This is a genomic window from Microbacterium lushaniae (genome assembly GCF_008727775.1).
GTDB lineage: Bacteria > Actinomycetota > Actinomycetes > Actinomycetales > Microbacteriaceae > Microbacterium > Microbacterium lushaniae.
In genome coordinates this window covers 3,602,793-3,622,202 of sequence record NZ_CP044232.1, presented here as the reverse complement: position 1 = coordinate 3,622,202, position 19,410 = coordinate 3,602,793, and the positions used below count along the sequence as shown (strand labels likewise).

The 19,410-nt window shown below is 70.0% G+C and carries 18 protein-coding genes and 2 pseudogenes; 13 read left to right on the top strand and 7 right to left on the bottom strand.

What is annotated here, in order from left to right; translation table 11 throughout:
* Nucleotides 1-144: 144 nt before the first annotated feature.
* From F6J85_RS17430 to F6J85_RS17415, 4 genes are all read right to left on the bottom strand, one after another.
* Complete coding sequence (locus F6J85_RS17430; protein WP_150927014.1) at nucleotides 145-1,032, bottom strand: IclR family transcriptional regulator; 888 nt, start codon at nucleotides 1,030-1,032, stop codon at nucleotides 145-147.
* Between the two features lie 64 nt (nucleotides 1,033-1,096).
* The gene (locus F6J85_RS17425) at nucleotides 1,097-2,500 is read right to left on the bottom strand and encodes an aminomethyltransferase family protein (protein ID WP_150927013.1); all 1,404 of its coding nucleotides are present in this window, start codon (nucleotides 2,498-2,500) and stop codon (nucleotides 1,097-1,099) included.
* 247 nt (nucleotides 2,501-2,747) lie between these two features.
* Nucleotides 2,748-3,539 (bottom strand): DUF2382 domain-containing protein, encoded by a 792-nt coding sequence (locus F6J85_RS17420; RefSeq protein WP_150927011.1) that lies wholly within the window; start codon nucleotides 3,537-3,539, stop codon nucleotides 2,748-2,750.
* A 67-nt stretch (nucleotides 3,540-3,606) separates the two neighbouring features.
* Entirely contained in the window at nucleotides 3,607-4,299 is a 693-nt protein-coding gene (locus F6J85_RS17415) for a hypothetical protein (protein WP_202980851.1), read from the bottom strand.
* A gap of 155 nt (nucleotides 4,300-4,454) precedes the next feature.
* Here F6J85_RS17415 and F6J85_RS17410 point away from each other — a divergent pair, with 155 nt between their 5' ends.
* The 7 genes and pseudogenes from F6J85_RS17410 to F6J85_RS17380 all read left to right on the top strand — a co-directional run bounded on the left by F6J85_RS17410 (nucleotide 4,455) and on the right by F6J85_RS17380 (nucleotide 10,593).
* Entirely contained in the window at nucleotides 4,455-5,171 is a 717-nt protein-coding gene (locus tag F6J85_RS17410) for a TetR/AcrR family transcriptional regulator C-terminal domain-containing protein (RefSeq protein ID WP_150927009.1), read from the top strand.
* Between the two features lie 281 nt (nucleotides 5,172-5,452).
* Nucleotides 5,453-6,765, top strand: a pseudogene (locus F6J85_RS17405) (ABC transporter substrate-binding protein).
* Nucleotides 6,762-7,670, top strand: a complete 909-nt coding sequence (locus F6J85_RS17400) for a carbohydrate ABC transporter permease (RefSeq protein WP_150920409.1) — start codon at nucleotides 6,762-6,764, stop codon at nucleotides 7,668-7,670. The pseudogene F6J85_RS17405 and the gene F6J85_RS17400 overlap by 4 nt, the downstream one beginning before the upstream one ends.
* Nucleotides 7,670-8,593 (top strand): carbohydrate ABC transporter permease, encoded by a 924-nt coding sequence (locus F6J85_RS17395; RefSeq protein ID WP_238707007.1) that lies wholly within the window; start codon nucleotides 7,670-7,672, stop codon nucleotides 8,591-8,593. Before F6J85_RS17400 ends, F6J85_RS17395 begins: the two co-directional genes overlap by 1 nt.
* Nucleotides 8,590-9,405: an alpha/beta fold hydrolase gene (locus F6J85_RS17390; RefSeq protein WP_150927007.1), complete on the top strand. Its 816-nt coding sequence runs from the start codon at nucleotides 8,590-8,592 to the stop codon at nucleotides 9,403-9,405. The genes F6J85_RS17395 and F6J85_RS17390 overlap by 4 nt, the downstream gene beginning before the upstream one ends.
* Before the next feature lie 217 nt (nucleotides 9,406-9,622).
* Nucleotides 9,623-10,261 (top strand): acyl-CoA synthetase, encoded by a 639-nt coding sequence (locus tag F6J85_RS17385; RefSeq protein WP_150920411.1) that lies wholly within the window; start codon nucleotides 9,623-9,625, stop codon nucleotides 10,259-10,261.
* Nucleotides 10,258-10,593: an amino acid transporter gene (locus tag F6J85_RS17380; RefSeq protein ID WP_150927006.1), complete on the top strand. Its 336-nt coding sequence runs from the start codon at nucleotides 10,258-10,260 to the stop codon at nucleotides 10,591-10,593. The genes F6J85_RS17385 and F6J85_RS17380 overlap by 4 nt, the downstream gene beginning before the upstream one ends.
* A gap of 144 nt (nucleotides 10,594-10,737) precedes the next feature.
* Here the strand turns inward: F6J85_RS17380 and purB are convergent, their stop codons facing one another.
* Both purB and F6J85_RS17370 read right to left on the bottom strand, forming a co-directional pair.
* Nucleotides 10,738-12,117: an adenylosuccinate lyase gene (gene purB / locus F6J85_RS17375; protein ID WP_150927004.1), complete on the bottom strand. Its 1,380-nt coding sequence runs from the start codon at nucleotides 12,115-12,117 to the stop codon at nucleotides 10,738-10,740.
* Nucleotides 12,118-12,145: 28 nt separating this feature from the next.
* Complete coding sequence (locus tag F6J85_RS17370) at nucleotides 12,146-12,652, bottom strand: low molecular weight protein-tyrosine-phosphatase (protein WP_150927001.1); 507 nt, start codon at nucleotides 12,650-12,652, stop codon at nucleotides 12,146-12,148.
* Nucleotides 12,653-12,765: 113 nt separating this feature from the next.
* Here F6J85_RS17370 and F6J85_RS17365 point away from each other — a divergent pair, with 113 nt between their 5' ends.
* Together F6J85_RS17365 and F6J85_RS17360 are read left to right on the top strand one after the other, a co-directional pair.
* On the top strand, nucleotides 12,766-13,044 hold the full coding sequence (locus tag F6J85_RS17365; protein WP_150926999.1) for a hypothetical protein: 279 nt from the start codon (nucleotides 12,766-12,768) through the stop codon (nucleotides 13,042-13,044).
* Nucleotides 13,041-14,345 (top strand): hypothetical protein, encoded by a 1,305-nt coding sequence (locus F6J85_RS17360; RefSeq protein ID WP_150926998.1) that lies wholly within the window; start codon nucleotides 13,041-13,043, stop codon nucleotides 14,343-14,345. The genes F6J85_RS17365 and F6J85_RS17360 overlap by 4 nt, the downstream gene beginning before the upstream one ends.
* Here the strand turns inward: F6J85_RS17360 and F6J85_RS17355 are convergent.
* Nucleotides 14,317-14,709: a phage holin family protein gene (locus F6J85_RS17355; RefSeq protein ID WP_150920417.1), complete on the bottom strand. Its 393-nt coding sequence runs from the start codon at nucleotides 14,707-14,709 to the stop codon at nucleotides 14,317-14,319. The two genes, F6J85_RS17360 and F6J85_RS17355, sit on opposite strands and share 29 nt — an antisense overlap.
* A 58-nt stretch (nucleotides 14,710-14,767) precedes the next feature.
* Between F6J85_RS17355 and F6J85_RS17350 the strand changes: the two genes are divergently transcribed.
* The 4 genes and pseudogenes from F6J85_RS17350 to F6J85_RS17335 all read left to right on the top strand — a co-directional run bounded on the left by F6J85_RS17350 (nucleotide 14,768) and on the right by F6J85_RS17335 (nucleotide 19,382).
* Entirely contained in the window at nucleotides 14,768-15,892 is a 1,125-nt protein-coding gene (locus tag F6J85_RS17350) for a histidinol-phosphate transaminase (protein WP_224793506.1), read from the top strand.
* Complete coding sequence (locus F6J85_RS17345; protein ID WP_150926996.1) at nucleotides 15,889-17,040, top strand: thiamine pyrophosphate-dependent dehydrogenase E1 component subunit alpha; 1,152 nt, start codon at nucleotides 15,889-15,891, stop codon at nucleotides 17,038-17,040. Before F6J85_RS17350 ends, F6J85_RS17345 begins: the two co-directional genes overlap by 4 nt.
* Nucleotides 17,037-18,013: pseudogene (locus tag F6J85_RS17340) on the top strand (alpha-ketoacid dehydrogenase subunit beta). Before F6J85_RS17345 ends, F6J85_RS17340 begins: the two are co-directional and overlap by 4 nt.
* Before the next feature lie 34 nt (nucleotides 18,014-18,047).
* Nucleotides 18,048-19,382 carry a dihydrolipoamide acetyltransferase family protein gene (locus F6J85_RS17335; RefSeq protein ID WP_150926994.1) on the top strand — a complete coding sequence of 445 codons (1,335 nt, stop codon included), beginning with the start codon at nucleotides 18,048-18,050 and terminating at the stop codon, nucleotides 19,380-19,382.
* The last annotated feature ends 28 nt before the right edge of the window (nucleotides 19,383-19,410 follow it).

Sequence of the window (19,410 nt, the reverse complement as noted above, 5' to 3'; positions counted from 1 at the left end):
CCGGTGCGCACTACCCGAACCTCGAGGACCCCGCGGCCTTCACTGCCGCAATGCGCGGGCTCCTCAGTCGCCACGGTCTCTGATCGGCGGCATGACGACCCCACCACTGGGGGACGTGGATTCCTCTGGGCGCTGCAGTCACCGTCACGGCGGCGCTGCGAGACGGAAGCCGACGGATTCGTGCGGGTCGGCGTCGAGGCTCTCGAGGTACTCGATCGACCGGCGCGAGCCGCGCACGAGTGAGCGGATGCCGTGGGTGCGCTCGTCCACGTCGGGGCGGTACGCCACGGCGAGGTCGTGCGTGATGCCGGCGGCGGCACGCCGCAGGAGCTCGACATACGGATGGGGTGAGACACCGTCGTTCGGCACGACGACGCCGATCGCGGCATACACGCCCCCGCCGGGGCCGGTGACGGCGACCGCTATGCCGCGCGACTCCGGGTGGATGTGCCCGTCCGTCACGGCGTACCCGTCGTCGCGCACCTTACGCAGGTGGGCCCGCAGCTCGGGTCCCGAGCGGATCGTGCGTTCGGTGTAGGTGCGGAGACCGTGAGCGATGACATCGTCGACCAGTGTCGCGTCCGCGTGCGCCAGGAGAACCAGCCCGCTGGAAGACGCGTGCAGGGGGATCCGCCCGCCGACGAGGGTCGCGTTGACGACCGCGTCGCGCGTGGAGACCCGGTCGATGTAGAGCACGTCCCGTCCGCTCAGCACACCGAGCTGCGCGTGCTCGCGCACGCGCTCGTGCACGGCGCTGAGCCAGGGCCGTGCGATCTCCCGGAGCCCGACGGCGCCGGGGGTGCGGCTGGCGAACTCCCACAGCCGCACGCCGAGGCGGTAGGTGCGGTCGGGCAGCCGCTCGAGCAGGCCCTCGCCCTCGAGTGCGGCGATCAGGCGGTGGGCCGTCGAGACGGCGAGACCGCTGGCCTCCGCGATCTCGCTGAGGGTCAAGAAGGGATGCCACGCATCGAAGCTCTCGAGCACGCGCATGTGGCGGCGCAGCACCGATTCACCGGCCGATTCTCGGGCCACCGCTTCCTCCTCAACGACGCCGCCATGCTAACCCCCGCTGAGGGTGGTGCCGCGGACGAGGAGGTCAGGCGTTCTGGCGATACACCGTCCGGGCGTAGTCGTGGTAGGGCGCCGGGGCCACCGTGGCACGGATGCGCACCTGTCGGTGATCGGCGTCGACCGATTCCTTGCGCGAGATGGGGCTCTCGCCCCACAGCACCTCGACTTCATCGCCGTCCGGTATGTCGGCGTCGAGGGTCGCCAGCGACATGTAGAGCTGGTCGTACGACACATACCCGGCGTCGGTGGAGATGCCGACCCGCTCGCCATTCCTCTGGATCTCGTCCATCTGGTAGAACCCGTAGCGCGCTTTCGGGAAGTCGAGGAACTTGGCAGGGGTACCCGGCTCGAGCTGCGAACGGACGACCCCGGCGACGTCGTCCGCGTTCCAGATCAGCGTGACCTTGCGTCGGCGGGTGTTCTCGGCGTGGTTCTCGAGGGCCTCGCGACCGTGGAATTCGTGGTCGAAGCGCACCGAGCGGCCGAGCCCGATGTCGAAAGGCGTCATGTAGTAGTCATGGATGTCCGCCGAGTGCAGTGAGCCTCCGACCGAGCCGATGCGGGCAGCGGGGAGCCACTCACGGTACTCGGCGAGGTCGTCGTCGAAAACGGCGGGGAACGGCGTCGGCACCCAGCCAGACTCCAGCGGCGACGACGAGTACGCCTTCGCCCCGACACGCCGGATGCCATACTCCTCGCCCGCCTCCATGAGTGCGTCGCGCACCGCGTCGGCGTCCTCCCACGGTCCGTAGAACTCGAAGCCCGGCTGACCGGCCATGCCGTGACGGAGGGCTCTCACCGGCCGTCCGGCTATCGTCACGTCGCCGATGTGGAAGAACTTGATGTGGGGCACCGGTCCGCCGAAGACCTTCTCCATGACGGAGTCGGCGTGCGGGCCCTGCAGCTCGTAGCGGTAGAACGTGGGCGGTCCCTGCCTCATCTGAGAGTTCGCTTCCAACCGGTAGCGCACATCCTCGCCTCGGGCTTGCGCCTTCTCGACGTTGAAGCGCACCCAGTCGATGAGGATGTGGTGCCCGATCAACACCCGGCCCTCTGGGCCTTCGGAGTTGTAGAACAGGATGCCGTCGCCGATGAGGTACCCGTCCTCGTTGACCGAGATGAGCTGCTTGGCAACCCCGGCACGGAACGTCGCGAACGTGTTGGGAGAGATGGAGCTGAGCAGGGGGATCAGGTCCGCCCCGTCGAGGAACAACTGCGTCATGTGGTGGGACTGGTCCATCAGCGCCACGGTGGTGTTCCAGGCGCGCTGCTCGTCGCGCCAGTTGGTGAACTCTGGCGCCACCGGAAAGGTGAACGCCGGCCAGTTCTGGTTCCGCAGCAGTTGCGTGGGACTGCCTGCCCGGGCGATCGCCTGCGCGAGCGACTCGGTTGTCGTATCGGTTGCGGCCGGTGTGGGATCCGTGGTCATCGTCGACCCTCCGTCTGTGTCGGGGAAGCGGATCCAGGCTACGAACAGACACACTCCTCGCCGTCGCGCTTTTCCATTGAGTGGGAATCGAGCCACCACGGCGGGCGCACCATTGGGGGGCCATCCGCGCGTTTGTCGGCCGGCACCGCGCAAGTCACCCGGGATGGAAAGGGAAGCGGCAGAGACCGGACCGCCCGAGGCGTACCCGGACGGTCCGGTCTCTGCGCGCGCGACCGCGATCGACAGGTCAGGCGCGGTCGGCGCGGTCCGTGCCGTCGTCGTAGTCGATCTGTTCCTTGCGGACCTGCTCGGTGACCGTCTCGTCCTCCGTCACGGTTTCCGTCCCCAGGCGGACACGCTCGACCGGAACGGTCTCCTTGGCGACGACGGGCCGCTCCTCAGTGAGGACGACCTCGTGCTCCTCCTCGCTGATGGCCGGCCCGTCCATGGCATCCGCGACGTTCGCGTCGGTGATGGGTTCGCGCTCCAGTCGCACCTCCTCATGCCTCACCGGGACAGTGACGGTCTTCTCCTCCGTGACGACGTACTTCCGCAGCCGTGCGCGACCGGTCTGAACCTTCTCGGTACCGACGCGGAGGCGCTCCTCGGAGCGGGTCATCGCATCGTCGGTGGTCGGACCGGACGTGTCATACCCGGTGCTCGTGTCCACCGCCCCGTCACTGGCGTCCCGGGCGGTACCGGTGCCTTCGGCGGCGCTGGTGCTGCGGGAACCGTTGCCGTAGTAGACGTACAGTTCATCTTCCTGCGCGTGCTCCAACGCCCCGTCCGCGTCGATGCGCGGTGCGTTCTTGACGAACTCCTTCGCGTAGCCCACCCGGAGGTTCTCGCCGTCCTGGTTGGCGTCGTCGATGGGCACGAAGGACTCCGAGGTGCCGAAGAAACCGGTGCGCACCGCCGCCCAGGTGGGCGCCCCGGTGTCGGTGTCGAGGTAGATCTGCTCGAGCGTGCCGATCTTCTCCCCGTCGGAGTCGATCACCGCTGCTCCCACGAGACCGCCGATGTTTTCTGTGCTGATCATGACTGTTCCTATCGTTCGTTTGTTCGTACGTGTTGAGACCGGCGCGGGCCCGCGACCGGGAGCCGTGTCACCGGGTTGTGGTGACCGGCGCGGCAGTGGTGTCGGGGTCACGCTTGACGACGCTCCGCACGCCGAGCATCCCGCCGAGGGCTGCGATCACCGCGCCGAGCAGCAGCCCGGCGAAGCCCCACCACGAGGCGGCCTGAGCAGTCTCGGCGGCATCCTCCGCCGTCTGCTGCGCGTCCTGCAGCGCCTCATCGGTCTGCTCCTGAGCTTCTTCTTCGTCGACGTTGCTCTGCACGTCCTCGACGACCTGGGTGACGTCAGTCCCGGACAGTGCCTGGGTGGCGGAGCTGACAACGCCCCCGAGCAGGCTGGCGCTGAGCCACACAGTCAGGGCGAGAGCAACAACCAGCGAGGTCGCCCAGGTCAAGAATCCGTGCAGCAGCCCGCTGCGCAAGGCCAGCGCGCCAGCGACGAAGCCGGCCGCGGCAAGAGCGATCACCAGGGCGATGACACTCCAGATGGTCGCCCCGATGCCTGAACCACCCAGGCCGATGCCGGCGGTGACGAGAGAGAGAAGGATGGTGACGGCCAGGAAGGTCACCACCCCGGCGATGATGGACCCCCATGACACGTTCGCGGTGCGGCCACCCCTTTCGGTGCCGATCAGCGACTCCTTCGCGGCGTCGTCGTTGCGGTCTGCGATGACAGGGCGGGCTGCGGCGCTGTCGGGGTGGTCGGTGCGATTGTTTGCCATTGTCTCGATCCCTTGGGTTGGGGCGTCGGAGCCGCAGAAGTCGAAACGTGCGGACCGGCTACCAGCCGGCTTACACCGTAAGCAGACTAGCGTGACAGTACAGCGCCCGAAATGACTTGGCGAGGGGGGTTGCGCGTGATGGGAGGGAATGTGCTATGACCGTCCGGGTGACGAAGAAGCCGACCGGTGCGCAGTCCCGTCGCCTGAGCCGCGGCCTGATCATCGAGACGGCGCTCGCGCAGATCGACCGGCGTGGCGCGCAAGGGTTGTCGATGCGCTCCTTGGGGCAGGAGCTCGGTGTAGAGGCGATGTCGCTCTACCGGCACGTACACGGGCGAGAGGATCTGCTGGAGGGGGTGGTGGCTCTCCTGATGGAGAACCTGACCTCGGATCTTGACGAGGAGCTCGCTGAACACTGGCAGGGGTTCCTGCAAACCGTCGCCCACCACGTCCGCCAGATCGCGATTGATCATCCGCTCGCGTTCCCGCTGGTTGCCACCCGGCACCCGGCAGCCCCCTGGCTGCGTCCCCCGCTACGCAGCGTCGAAGTGGTCGACACGTTCCTCGGCACTCTCATCGGGCACGGTTTCACCGATCAGCAGGCCGTGGATGCCTACCGGTCCTTCAGCAGCTTCCTGCTCGGCCACCTGCTCCTGGAATCGGCCGTCCGCGGCGCGGAAACCGGCCCGGTCGAAGAACCCCTCGACGAGGGCGACGCCACCATCCCGGAAGGCGACGGGAACGTCAGTTTGGCGGCTGCACCCGAAGTGAAACGCCTCCGAACACTCCTCAGCGAGGACCGCAGCGACGAAGAATTCGAAGTGTCACTGGAGGCACTGCTGGATCGGCTGAACCGCGAGCTCACCCAATAACGATCCACACCCGCCGACGGCGTTACTCATGCAGCAAGCGTGCGCGGGCGTGTCGCTGCCGCGGCTGTACGGAAGGGGCCGGGCCCGGCGCCGAGGGCGGGGACGAGGTTTCGCCTGCCAGCGGACCGCCGGTCGGCCGCCACCCGCCGGTGAGCGTGTGTCGAGCCCCTTGACCGACTCAGCTCCTGCCTGCCAAGGTGCGCGAGAGGCAGGTGATGTCGCAGACGAGATCCCTGCTGGATGATTCCGCGGCACGGGCGCCGCGGGTGAAAGGGGCGACTGTGGTTTCGAGATCCTGCAGGGGAACGCGCGCGCTGGCTCTCGGCGCAGCGGTCACCCTCACCGCGGCGCTGCTGGCGGGGTGCTCCGCCGACGGCCGCGAGACGATCCGCTTCACCTTCAGCAAACGTGAGGCGCTCGACGTCATGGGCGAGCTGGTCTCCGAGTACAACGCGTCGCAGGACCGCGTGCGCGTGGAGATGGACACCTCCGGAATCGACGTGGTCTCGGCCAGCTTCGTCCGCGGCAATCCGCCCGACTTCATGCTCGCGAACTACAACTACGAAGTCGCCCGGTTCGTGGACCGCTGCGCGCTGTCGGATCTGTCGGAGACGGATGCGGCGGCCACGATCCGTGACGATCTCGACGTGCTCATGGCTCAGTACGGCACGTGCGAGGGCCGCACGAGCGCGCTGCCCTACTCCGTGATGGCGTCGTCGGTCATCTACAACACGCAGATCTTCGAGGACAACGGCATCGAGGTGCCGCAGACGTGGGACGAGCTGATCGCCGCGTGCGAGGCGTTCGCCGCCGCCGGCGTCACGCCGTTCTACGCCACGTTCAAAGACGACTGGACGGTCGCACAGGGATGGTACGACTACACGATCGGCGGATCGCTGGACCTCGTGGAGTTCTTCGACGCGCTCGCCGAGCAGGGCGCAGACGTGGGTTCCGGGTCGGACGTGTCGTTCGAGGAGGGCTTCGCAGAACCGCTCCAGCAGATGGCCGAGCTCGCCACCTACACGAATGATGACGCCCCCAGCCGCGCCTACAACGACGGGAACACCGCGTTCGGCAAGGGCGAGGCCGCCATGTACCTGCAGGGACCGTGGGCCCTCGCCGAGATCGCCAGGACCGCCCCCGACCTCGAGCTCGGCACCTTCCCGCTGCCGATGACCGACGACCCCGCCGACCTCAAAGTGCGCGTGAACACCGACCTCGCCGCCATGATCCCCGAGGAGTCCCGTCACAAGGAGGCCGCGCGCGACTTCATGGAGTTCCTCTACCAGCCGGAGAACATCGAGTCGTACAACGAGTCGCAGCTCGGCTTCGCGCCCACCGAGAACGCACCACCCCGAGCGATCCGCGCATCGAGGGCATGACGACCTATTACGACGAGGGGCGCTTCTACCAGGGCCCCTCCGTCCTCGTGCCCAAGACCATCCCCGTCTTCGCCTACGCGCAGTCGCTCGCGCTGGGCGCCGACCCGGCCGGCACGCTCCGCACGATGGACGCGGACTGGGCGCGCCTCGCCTTCCGCTCGCCCATCCCCTCGAGCGAGACCGACGCCCAGGCTGAGGAGGCCGCGCGATGACCGCCACCGAGACGATCGTGAGCGGCACGCGGGCGGCCAAACGCCCCAAGGGCCGCGTCGAGCCGATCTACTACTTCTTCCTGCTGCCGACCCTCATCCTGTTCACCCTCGCGATCACGGTGCCGGGCATGGTGGGCATCTTCTTCAGCTTCACCGACTCGATCGGGCTGGGCGAGTGGAACTTCATCGGGTTCACGAACTACATCGCCCTGTTCAGCGACCCGGCCATCCTGCAGAGCTATCTGTTCACCTTCGGGTTCTCGATCGCGACCGTGATCGTGGTGAACGTGATCGCGTTCCTCCTCGCGGTGGGCCTGACCTCCCGCATCCGATTCAAGACGGGCCTGCGCACCATCTTCGTGATCCCCATGGTGATCTCGGGCATCATCATCGCCTACGTCTTCAACTTCCTCTTCTCCAATTCGGTGCCCGCGGTCGGGGAGGCGACCGGCCTCACGTGGCTGCAGTCCAGCCTGCTGGCCAATCCCGACCTGGCGTGGGTCGCGATCGTGATCGTGACGGCGTGGCAGGCCATCCCCGGCACGCTCCTCATCTACATCGCGGGGCTGCTGTCGGTTCCCGGCGAGGTGTACGAGGCCGCCGACATCGACGGGGCCGGCAAGAGGCAGCAGATGCTGCGGATCACGATCCCCCTCGTCGCGGGCTACGTCGTGATCAACGTCATCCTGAGCTTCAAGAACTTCCTCAACGCCTACGACGTCATCGTCGGTCTGACCGGCGGCGGGCCGGGAACGGCGACCCGCAGCATCGCGATGAGCATCATCTTCGGCTTCAACACCGGCGACTACTCCTACCAGATGGCCAACGCCACGATCTTCTTCATCGTGGCCGTGATCATCTCGCTCCTCCAACTCTCGCTCACGCGGGGAAGGAAGGTCTTCTGATGACCACGCAACCCGCCCTCGCCTCCGAGGCGGCCGAAGGCGAGCTCATCGCAGAGCGCGAATCCACCCCCGCCCGCTCACGTGCACGCGGGCGCACCGGGCAGGAGCGCAGGAGCTGGTCGTGGACGATCATCCTCATCCTGTGCGCCGTCACCGTGCTGCTGCCCCTGTACGTGACGATCACGATGTCGCTGAAGACCTCGGCGCAGGCGGTGGACGGCAACGCCTTCTCTTTTCCGGCGCCGTTCAGCTTCGACGGGTTCGTCGAGGCCTGGAACCTCACGAAGTTCCCCGTGGGCGCCGCCATTTCGCTGTTCGTCACGGCCGGCACGGTCGTGCTCACGATCGTCCTCGCGGCGTTCGCGTCGTACGCGATCGTGCGCAACTGGGATCGCAAGCTCTTCCGGTACTCCTTCTATTACCTCCTGGCGGCGATGTTCATCCCCTTCCCCGTCGTCGCGCTCCCGCAGATCCAGCTGACCGGCCGGGTCGGGCTCGACAACCCGGTGGGTGTCGTGATCCTCGCAACGATGTTCCAGCTCAGCTTCAGCGTGCTGCTGTTCACGGCGTTCCTGCGCTCCATCCCGATGGAACTCGAGGAGAGCGCGCGCATCGACGGCGCCTCGACGTGGCAGACGTTCTGGCAGCTGATCTTCCCGCTCCTGGCCCCCATGAGCGCCACCGTCGGCATCTTCGCGTTCCTGTATGCCTGGAACGACTTCATGATGCCCTCGCTGATCATCTCCGATCCCGAGATGCAGACCCTCCCGGTGCGCCAGAACCTCTTCCAGAACCAGTTCAGCAACAACTACAACGTCGCCTTCGCGTCGTACCTGATGGCGATGGCACCGGCGCTCATCGCCTACCTGTTCACGCAGCGGTGGGTCATGGAGGGCGTCACGCAGGGTGCGGTCAAGGGGTGACGGAAGCTTCCGAACCAGCCGTCGCGACCTGGCGGGTGCAGACGCGGGAGAACGCACGCCTGGCGTACGAGGTCCGGGGCGACGGTATGCCGCTGCTCGCGCTGCACGGCGCGTACTCGGCGCGTGGAGAGGTGCGCGGATTCCTCGAGCCGATGCTCGACGGGCTCCCCGTGCGGCGCGTCTACGTCGACCTGCCCGGGCACGGCGAATCCCGCCCGTCGGATGGCGTCGACGGCGCGCAGGGTGTGCTCGACCTCGTCGACCGGCTGCTGCAGGAGGAGGGCATCGACGGCCGGTTTCTCCTCCTGGGCCACTCGTTCGGCGGGCTCGTGGCCCGCGCGGTGGCGGCGCGGAACCCCGACCGCGTCGCGGGCCTGGCCCTGCTGTGCCCCTATCTGGACGGACCACAGCGCCCGGCGCAGCCGTCCGTCGTCCGCGACGACGGCGTGTCCGCCGACCTGGAGCGCGCCCAGCGCGACGCTTACGAGGGGTACTTCGTCGTGCGCACTGCCGAGACGCTCGCGCGCTTCCGCGAGGCGGTCGCCCCGGCATCCGGCGAGGTGGATGACGCGGTGTTCGAGCGTGCGCTGGACGCCCTCGACGCCGACGCCGGGGTGATCGAGGCGCCCGTGCTGGTCGCGTGCGGGCGCCAGGACGGCTGGGTGGGATGGGAGCGGCAGCAGGACCTGGGCACGGTCTACCCGCGCGCCACGGTGGTCACCGTCGCCGACGCGGGCCACGCCCTCCCGCACGAGCGTCCCGCGCTCGTGGCGGCATTGCTGGCCGACTGGCTCGCCCAGGCCGGCGTGTGACCGCCCCCGCAGCCGCCGCCGCGCACAACGGCGGGGATCGTCGGCGACACGCCGCGAAACGCGCCCCACCCCCGGCGCGTCGTGGACGATGTCCGCGGTTGTGCCGGGGGCGCCGGGGGCGGGGGGCGGATCGCTCGGCGGCGAGACGCCCCGCGGGCACTCAGGCGGGCACGACCTAGACTGGAGGCATCCTCCTTTCCCTTCTTCAGGACGTGTCGTGACCGCTTCACCATCCGTCCGCCCCTTCGAGGTGCGGCACCTGCAGCTCGCCCGCGCGCTCTTCGCCGCGCTGGCGGCAGTGATGGTGACCTTCTCGCCGGACCACTCCGCCGCCGTGGGGCTCGCGGTGTTCAGCGGATTCGCGATGGCGACCGGGCTAGTGTTCGCCCTGGCCGCGTGGCTCGTGTATCCCGCCGGTGACCGCGCTCCCGCGCTCGTGCTGGCTGCCCTCAACCTCGCTGCCGGCATGGTGGTCGGCATCGCGCCGTGGCGCACGACCACGATGCTGTTCGTCGTCTTCATCGCATGGGGTGCGCTCACCGGCCTCGTGGAGATCATCGCGGGCGTGCGTGAGCGCCGCGGACAGGCGAAGCGGCTCGCGCCCCGCGACACGCTGACCGTCGGCATCCTCAGCGCCGCCTTCGCCGTCGGCGTCGCCGTGGTGCCCACCGGATACGCGCTGGAGTACTACATCGAGGAGGCCGGCCAGTCGTTCACTCTGACCGGCACGATCATCGCCGTGGGGATCTTCGGGGTGTACGCCGCGATTCTCGCGGTGTACCTCGGCATCGCCGGATTCTCGCCGCGCCGCGACGCGGCGGCGGCCCCCACGTCTGCTGAGGAGGTCGACGCATGACCGACAAACCCACTCGCCGTGATCTGATGCGCCCGCTGCACCTGTTGGGGCTGGCGTTCCTGACGGCCGTGTTCGCCGGTGTCGTGACGCTGGTCACGATGGGGTTCTTCCAGGACGGCCCCGCCGGTCAGGCCCAGCGCGCGCTCGTGTTCGGCGCGATCGCCGCGGGTATCGCGTTCATCGCCGTGCTGGTGATCGTGGCGCTGCTGCTCCTTGCCATCGATCCCGCCGAGGTGGGCAAGACCGTCGACCGCCCGGTGCTGCTCCCCGACGAGGACGCCGCATCCGGCGACCCCGACGCCCCCGCCGGCCGGAACCCGCCCGCAGTCTGACCCGCACGCCGCACGCGCTCATCCTGTCGGCGAGAGTGCATCACCTCGCCGAGAGTGCACCGGATTCGATGCACTCTCGCGGGTTCGATGCACTTTCGGCGACACGGGCCTCGGCGACGCGCGGGCGGGATGACCCGGGGCGGGTCAGAGGTGCGAGACCACTGAGGACGCCAGGCCCGTGTAGGTCGCGGGGCTGAGGGCGAGCAGGCGCTCCTTCGCGGCATCGCCGATGTCGAGCCCGTGCACGAACTCCGCCAGCTCCGTGGCCCCCACCCGGCGGCCGCGCGTGAGGTCCTTCAGCAGCGCGTAGGGGTCGGTGATCGAGGAGCGACCGGCGGCGATCTCGGCGCGCACGACGGTCTGGATGGCCTCCGCCAGCACCTCCCAGTTGGCGTCGAGGTCGGCGCGCAGCACGTCGGGCGCGAGGGAGATCTCGCGCAACCCGCGCTCGAGGTTGTCCAGGGCGAGCAGGGAATGCCCGAACGCGACGCCGATGTTGCGCTGCGTCGTGGAGTCGGTGAGGTCGCGCTGCAGGCGTGAGGTCACGAGCGTCTGGGCGAGCGTGCCGAACAGTCCGCCGGAGATCTCCAGGTTCGCCTCGGCGTTCTCGAAGCGGATGGGGTTGATCTTGTGCGGCATCGTCGACGACCCGGTCGCCCCGGCGACGGGGATCTGGGTGAAGTAGCCCATCGAGATGTACGTCCACACATCGGTGGCGAGGTTGTGCAGGATGCCGCCGGCGTGGCGCACGCGGTCGTAGAGCTCGACCTGCCAGTCGTGCGACTCGATCTGGGTGGTCACGGGGTTGAAGCCCAGCCCGAGGGACTCGACGAACGCCCGGGAGATGGCGGGCCAGTCGGCGGCCGGATCGGCGGCGAGGTGCGCCGACCACGTGCCGGTGGCTCCGGAGAACTTCGCGAGGTACTCGGATGCGGCGACCTGGCCGGCCACGCGGCGCAGACGCCACGCGAACACGCCGATCTCCTTGCCCATCGTCGTCGTAGTGGCCGGCTGCCCATGCGTGCGCGAGAGCATCGCGACGTCGCGGGAGTCGCGGGCCATCCCGGCCAGCGCCTCGATCACGGCCTCCAGCCGGGGGAGCCACACGCGCGTCACCGCGCGCTGGACGGTGAGGGCGTACGCGGCGGAGTTGACGTCTTCGCTGGTGAGGGCGAAGTGCGTGAGCTCGGCGACGCCGTCGAGCCCGAGGGTGGCGAGGCGATCGCGCACGAGGTATTCGACGGCCTTCACGTCGTGACGCGTGACGGCCTCCTTCTCGGCGAGCCAGTCGATCTCACTCTGGCCGAACTCGAGGTACAGGGCGCGCAGCCGGTCCTTGTCGTCGTCGCCGAGGGGCGCCGTGCCGAACAGGGAGCGGTCGGTGAGGGCGATCAGCCACTCCACTTCGACCTCGACGCGCGCGCGGTTGAGCCCCGCCTCGGAGAGGTAATCCGCCAGGGGCGACACCGCGGCGCGGTAGCGGCCGTCCAGGGGGCTGAGCGGCTGCGGGGGCAGAGAGGTCACGGGTCTCCCGTCGGGGGCGGTCGAAGCGTCAGACCGCGGAGCGGATCGCGGGTTCGAGCTGGCGGAACAGGGCCCGGCTCGCGCCCTCGATCATACCGAGCACCTCATCGAACATCGCCGGCGACCCGTAGTAGGGGTCGGGCACGTCGAGCGACTTCGCCGACGAATCGAACGACATCAGCAGGGCGATCTTGTCGGCGTCGCCCTCGCTGCGCGCCCATCCTCGCAGCACCCGCTCGTGACTGTGGTCCAGCGCCACGACGAGGTCGTTGCGGTCGAAGTCGCTCGAGGTGAACTGCCGGGCGCGGTGGCGGGAGCCGTCGTAGCCGCGCCGCGCGAGGGCTTCGAGCGTCCGGGAGTCCGCCCGTTCTCCCACATGCCAATCCCCCGTGGCCGCCGATGACGATGCCACGCGCCGGCCCAGGCCCGACGCATCCGCGAACCAGCGGAACACGACGTCGGCCATCGGCGAGCGACAGATGTTGCCGCTGCAGACGAAGACGACGCGAAACGGCTGCGTGGCGCTCGCGGTCATCCCCTTATTGTGACGCCGCCGACCACTCCTGCACAGGCCCGAACCCAGGGGCGCGGTCCACCGATCCTCCCGGCACGGGCATTCCGCGCCGCGACAGAGGGCACGGTGGGGCGATGACCTTCCCCGTCCTCGCCCCGGCATTCGCGCACCTGCACACCATCGACGTCGTCCTGCAGGCGGTGGTGGCCGCCCGCGGCGACGTCGACGACCTCGCCGTCAGCGCCGCCCGTGCACGCGACGCGGTGCAGTGGCAGGCGCCCTCGGCCCGGGCGTTCGCCACGCAGGCCGAGGGGCTCGAACGGATGCTGCGCACCGTCCAGTCCACCCTCGAGCTCACCGCCGACGACCTCCGGCGCGCCCGGTACCGGCTCGCCGCGGCGGCGGTTCCGTGAGCGGCCTCGTCATCCGCTCCGGCGGCGCCATCGAGGTCGACACGGCGTCGCTGCGAGCGGCCGCCTCCCGATTCCGTTCGCTCGCCGGCGACGCGGATGCAGCGGCCTCGCTCGTGAGCGGCGCGCCCGAGCAGCTCCTCGGCGTGCCGGGGGCGCCGTCGGCCGGCGAACTGCTGGCCGTGCACACGCTCCTGCGCGACGCCGCCGCCCAGGCCGACGAACTCGCCGCGGCGCTGGAAGAAGCGGCGCACCTGTACGAGGCGGTGGAGCTGCTCGCCCAGCGCGCGGTGGCCGCGGCGGCCGGGGACGCCGCCGCGGTGGACCGGCTGGACGCGCGACTCGAGCGCGCATTCGCGGACCGCCCCGACCTGGCGCGGCGGGCCCAGGAGCTGATCGAGGCGGGCGGCGACGGCAGCGATCTGGCCCGCCAGGTGTGGTGGGGTTCACGCGGCTTCGACCCCGTCGCCGGCATGCTCGCGCCCTTCACCCTGGCCGCACTCGGGTTCGGTGTCGACGCGCTCGGCCTCGGGCCCGTGGCCGCGCGCGACCGGCTGACCGGGAGCGGCGACCCCGTGTCGGTCCGGCCGCTGGCCACCATCTCCGTCGCACCGCCGGCCTCCCTGGCCGCCGCGGCGGCGCGCATCCCTGGCGCCGGGGAGGGGCACGTGCGGGTGGAGCGGTACACGATGCCCAATGGCACGCAGCAGTTCGCCGTGTACGTCACCGGCACCCGCTCGGCGGGCGGATCCGATCCGTTCGACGTGCGTTCCAACCTGCAGCTGTACGCCGGCGAGAAGTCGGCGTCGTACGAGGCGACCCTTCGCGCCCTCCGCGACGCCGGCGCCCGGCCGGGCGACGTCGTGCACGCCTTCGGGCACTCGCAGGGCGCCATGGTCACCGAGCGCCTGGCGCTGGAAGGCCCCTACGACACCCGCACGCTGGTGTCGTTCGGCGCACCCGTGCAGGCCGACGTGGGTCGCGACACCCTCGCGGTGACGGTGCGTCACACCGATGACCCGATCGCCGCGCTCCAGGGCGGCGGGCATCCCGGCTCGGTCGGCGCCCCCGGCAGCTTCGTCGTCGAGCGCACGGCAGACCCGATGGCGGGCCTGCACGACGCCACCCTGCCCGCCCATCACATGTCGGCGTACGCCGAGACCGCCGCGCTCATCGACGGGTCCGACGACCCGAGGGCGCAGGGTCTGGCCTCGGTCTTCGACGGCCTCGCCCGTGCGGAGACGGCGGTGGCCCGGGAGTACTCCGCCGAGCGGGTCAGTCCCGACGGCTCGGGCGGAAGATGAGCCCCAGGACGCCGTTGATGATCGTGATGAGCAGAGCCGCCAGCACGCCCCACCAGAAGCTCTCGACGCGCAGCCCGAAGCTCCACAGCGTCGTGATCCACGCGGTCAGCCACAGCAGGAACCCGTTGATCACGAGGGAGATGAGTCCGAGCGTGAGGATGTACAGCGGAATCGCCAGCACCTTCAGCACCGTGCCGATGATGGCGTTGACGATGGCGAAGATGAGGCCCACCAGCAGCGCCGTCAGGGCCACCTGGAACCAGTCGCCCGGTGCGAACGGGATCAGGTACACCTGCAGGACCGGGATGAGCGATACCAGCCAGATCGCGAAGGCGTTCAGGATGACTCGGAGGAGGAAACTCACGCGCCCACTATGTCAGAGCGGCCTCGGCAGGGACAGGCCGCCCGGTTAGGCTCTACGGGTGATCGACGACGACGCCCCCGTCCTCCCCCGCATCCGGCCCGAGATCGCCTCCCTGCCGGTGTACCGTCAGGGGCGCCAGGCCGCCGCCGACGCGTTCAAGCTGTCGAGCAACGAGAACCCCTTCGAGCCGCTGCCGGGCGTGCTGACCGCCGTGCACGAGGCCGCCGAGCTCAACCGCTACCCCGACGCGATGGCGACGCGGCTGCGCGAACGTCTGGCGGCCCGCTACGGCGTCGCCGTCGAGGCCGTGCACGTGGGGGCGGGCTCCGTCTCCCTCATCGCGCAGCTCATCCTCGCCGCCGCGGGCCCCGGGGACGAGGTGGTGTACGCGTGGCGGTCGTTCGAGGCGTACCCGACTCTCGTGGCCGTCAGCGGCGCGACCGCGATCGAGGTGCCGCTCACCGACGACGCCCGCCACGACCTGCCCGCGATGGTCGCCGCGGTGACCGAGCGCACGCGCGTCATCCTCGTGTGCAGCCCCAACAACCCCACGGGCCCGGTGGTGACCCACGACGAGTTCGCGGCGTTCCTGGACGCCGTGCCGCGCGATGTCATGGTGATCCTCGACGAGGCGTACGCGGAGTTCGTCACGGCGCCGGATGCCGTCGACGGCATGCGGGTCCTCGGGCTGCTGGGCCGGCCCAACGTCGTGGCGCTGCGCACCTTCTCGAAGGCCTTCGGGCTGGCCGCGCTGCGCATCGGCTACGCCATCGGTCATCCGCGAGTGCTGGATGCGGCGCGCGCGACGATGATCCCCCTGTCGGTCACGGCGCAGGCCCAGGCCGCAGCCCTGGCGAGCCTGGACGCCGAGGGTGCGCTGCTCGAGCGCGTCGCGGCGATCGCTGAGCGCAGGGATCGCCTTGCGGCCGGGCTCCGGGAGGCGGGATGGCGCATCCCCGACGCGCAGGGCAACTTCGTGTGGCTGCCCGCCGGAACCCACACCGAGGCGTTCGCGGAGGCCTTCGCCGAGGAGGGGATCATCGTGCGCGCGTTCGCCGGCGACGGCCTGCGGGTGTCGGTCGGCGAGGAGGAGTCTGTCGAGAAGGTCCTACGGGTCGCCGCATCCGTTGTCCGTACCCTCCCAGAAGGGCATCCGGGGCGCACGTTAGCGTGGGAACTGTGACAGGGCTCGAAGAGACCGGAACGCACGACGACCAGGAAGTGGTGCGCCTGCTCGACGCGGACGGATCGTTCGCGCCGACGCCTGCCGCCGAGCCGTACCGCGCGATCGTCGATGCGCTCTCCGACGCCGAGCTAGAGCAGTTCTACCGCGACATGGTGTCGATCCGCGCGTTCGACCGGCAGGCGACCAACCTGCAGCGGCAGGGTCAGCTGGCCCTGTGGCCACCGAGCTGGGGTCAGGAGGCCGCTCAGGTCGGGTCGGTGCGCGCCGCCCGCGCGCAGGACCACCTCTTCCCCTCCTACCGTGAGCACGTCGTCGCGCGCGTCCGGGGCGTGGACCCGCTGCACATCCTCCGGCTCATGCGCGGGCTCACGCACGGCGGGTGGGACCCGTTCGACCCCGCGAACGGCAACACGCACCTGTACACGCTCGTCCTGGGGGCCCACACCCTGCACGCCACGGGGCTGGCGATGGGGCTGGTGTTCGACGGCAAGTGCGGCACGGGCGACCCCGAGCGCGACGAGGCCGTGATCGTCTACTACGGCGACGGCGCCTCCAGCCAGGGCGACGTGCACGAGGCGATGGTCTACGCCGCGAGCTTCAACGCACCCGAGGTGTTCTTCCTGCAGAACAACCAGTGGGCGATCTCCGTCCCGGTCTCCACCCAATCGCGCTCGCCGCTGTACCGGCGCAGCGCCGGCTACGGGATCCCCAGCATCCGCGTCGACGGCAACGACGTGCTCGCCAGCTATGCGGTGTCCAAGGTGGCACTGGATGAGGCCCGTGCCGGCGGCGGACCGCGCGCCGTCGAGGCGATGACCTACCGCATGGGCGCGCACACCACGAGCGACGACCCGACGAAGTACCGCACCTCCGACGAGGAGCAGTCGTGGGTCGCGCGCGATCCGATCCTGCGGATGCGGGCGTTCCTGGAGTCGCGCGGGGCGTCGCAGGCGTTCTTCGACGACGCGGATGCGGAAGGTCAGGCGCTGGCCGACGACATCCGCGTGCGCACCACCGACTCCGCCACGACCCTGGAGCCCGCGCTGATCTTCGACAACGTGTACTCGGAACCGCACCCGCGCGTCGACGAGCAGCGCCAGTGGCTCGCCGCATACGAGGCATCGTTCGAGGAGGGGGCGTCATGAGCGAGAACATGCCCCTGGGCAAGGCCCTGAACGCAGGCCTGCGCCGCGCGCTCGCCGAGAACGACCGCGTGCTGCTGATGGGTGAGGACATCGGACCGCTCGGCGGGGTGTTCCGCATCACCGAGGGCCTGCAGGCCGACTTCGGGCCCCAGCGCGTCATCGACACGCCGCTGGCCGAATCCGGCATCGTCGGCACCGCGATCGGGCTCGCCATGGGCGGGTTCCGTCCGGTGTGCGAGATCCAGTTCGACGGGTTCGTGTTCCCCGCCTTCGACCAGATCACGACGCAGCTGGCCAAGCTCACCTACCGGCACGAGGGGGCCGTGCAGATGCCCGTCGTGATCCGCATCCCCTACGGCGGGCACATCGGCGCGATCGAGCATCACCAGGAGAGCCCCGAGGCGTACTTCACGCACACCCCCGGGCTGCGGGTGGTGAGCCCCTCGACCTCCCATGACGCGTACTGGATGATCCAGGAGGCGATCGCCTCCTCGGATCCGGTGATCTTCCTCGAGCCCAAGAGCAAGTACTGGCAGAAGGGCGAGGTCGACACCACGGCGCCGGGCCTGCCGCTGCACGCCAGCCGCGTCGTCCGCCGCGGCACCGACGTGACGCTCGTGGGGCACGGCGCGATGGTCACGACGCTGCTGCAGGCCGCCGCGCTCGCCGAGGGCGAGGGCACGAGCTGCGAGGTCATCGACCTGCGCTCGCTGTCGCCCGTGGACTACGGGCCGATCCTGGACTCCGTGCGTCGCACCGGGCGGATGGTCTACGCCCAGGAGGCGCCCGGATTCACGAGCCTGGGCAGCGAAGTGGCCGCGACGGTCGCCGAGCGCGCGTTCTACTCCCTGGAGGCGCCCGTGCTGCGCGTATCGGGGTTCGACACCCCGTTCCCCCGGCCAAGCTCGAAGCCACCTATCTACCGGATGCCGACCGCATCCTCGAGGCCGTCGACCGCGCCCTCGCCTATTGATCGGTCGTCGGATCGGTCGTCGAAAGGACATGCGATGAGCACTCAGACCTTTCTCCTCCCGGACGTGGGTGAGGGCCTCACCGAGGCGGAGATCGTGTCGTGGCGGGTCGCGCCCGGCGACACCGTGGCCGTCAACGACGTGATCGTGGAGATCGAGACGGCCAAGTCGCTCGTGGAGCTGCCCTCGCCGTTCGCCGGGACGGTGGGCGACCTGCTCGCCGCCGAGGGCGACACCGTCAACGTCGGCGCGCCGATCATCACGATCGCGGATGCGGCCGCCTCCACGGCTGCGGACACGACCGTTCCCCAGCCCTCCGATCCGGGCGGGGCCGATGCCGGTGGCGCCGTGCTCGTCGGGTACGGCACCGGCGGGCACGTGCAGTCGCGGCGCCGGCGCACCGCGGAGCGCCCGGTCGCCGCATCCGTCGGGGTCATCGCCAAGCCCCCGATCCGCAAGCTCGCGCGCGACCTCGGCGTCGACCTCTCCGCGGTCGCCCCGAGCGGTCCGGCCGGCGAGGTGACGCGGGAGGACGTCGTCCGGCACGCGTCGCAGGCCAGCGTCTTCCGCAACATCGAGACGCCGGAGTGGGGCGCCGTGCGCGAGGAGACGATCCCCGTGCCCGCCGAGCCCGCTCCCGCGCCGGCCACCCCCGCGCCGGCGGGCAGCGATCGCGAGGAGTCGATCCCCGTCCGCGGCGTGCGCAAGGCGGTGGCCAGCAGCATGGTGCGCACCGCGTACTCCGCGCCGCACGTGTCGGTGTGGACCGACGTCGACGCCTCGCGCACGATGGAGCTGGTCAAGCGACTGAAGTCCTCGCCCGACTTCGCCGACGTGAAGGTCTCGCCGCTGCTGATCATGGCGCGCGCGGTCATCTGGGCGGTGCGACGCACGCCCATGGTGAACGCGGCGTGGGTCGATGGGGAGGGGGGCGCCCAGATCCGCCTCCACCACTACGTCAACCTCGGGATCGCGGCGGCGACCCCGCGGGGGCTCCTGGTGCCCAACATCAAGGACGCGCAGGACCTGAGCATGCGCGAGCTCGCCCGCGCGCTGGAGAAGCTGACGCTCACCGCCCGCGAGGGCAAGACAACCCCGGCCGACCAGCAGGGCGGCACGATCACGATCACCAACATCGGCGTGTTCGGGATGGATGCGGGCACGCCCATCATCAACGGCGGCGAGGCCGGCATCGTCGCGCTGGGAACGATCCGCCAGAAGCCGTGGGTCGTGGACGGCGAGGTGCGTCCCCGCTGGGTCACCACGGTCGCCGGTTCGTTCGACCACCGCGTGATCGACGGCGACGGCATGAGCCGCTTCATCGCCGACGTCGCCTCGATCCTGGAGGAGCCCGCCCTCCTGCTGGACTGACCCGCCCGCGCCGGGAAGGCTGGGTGAT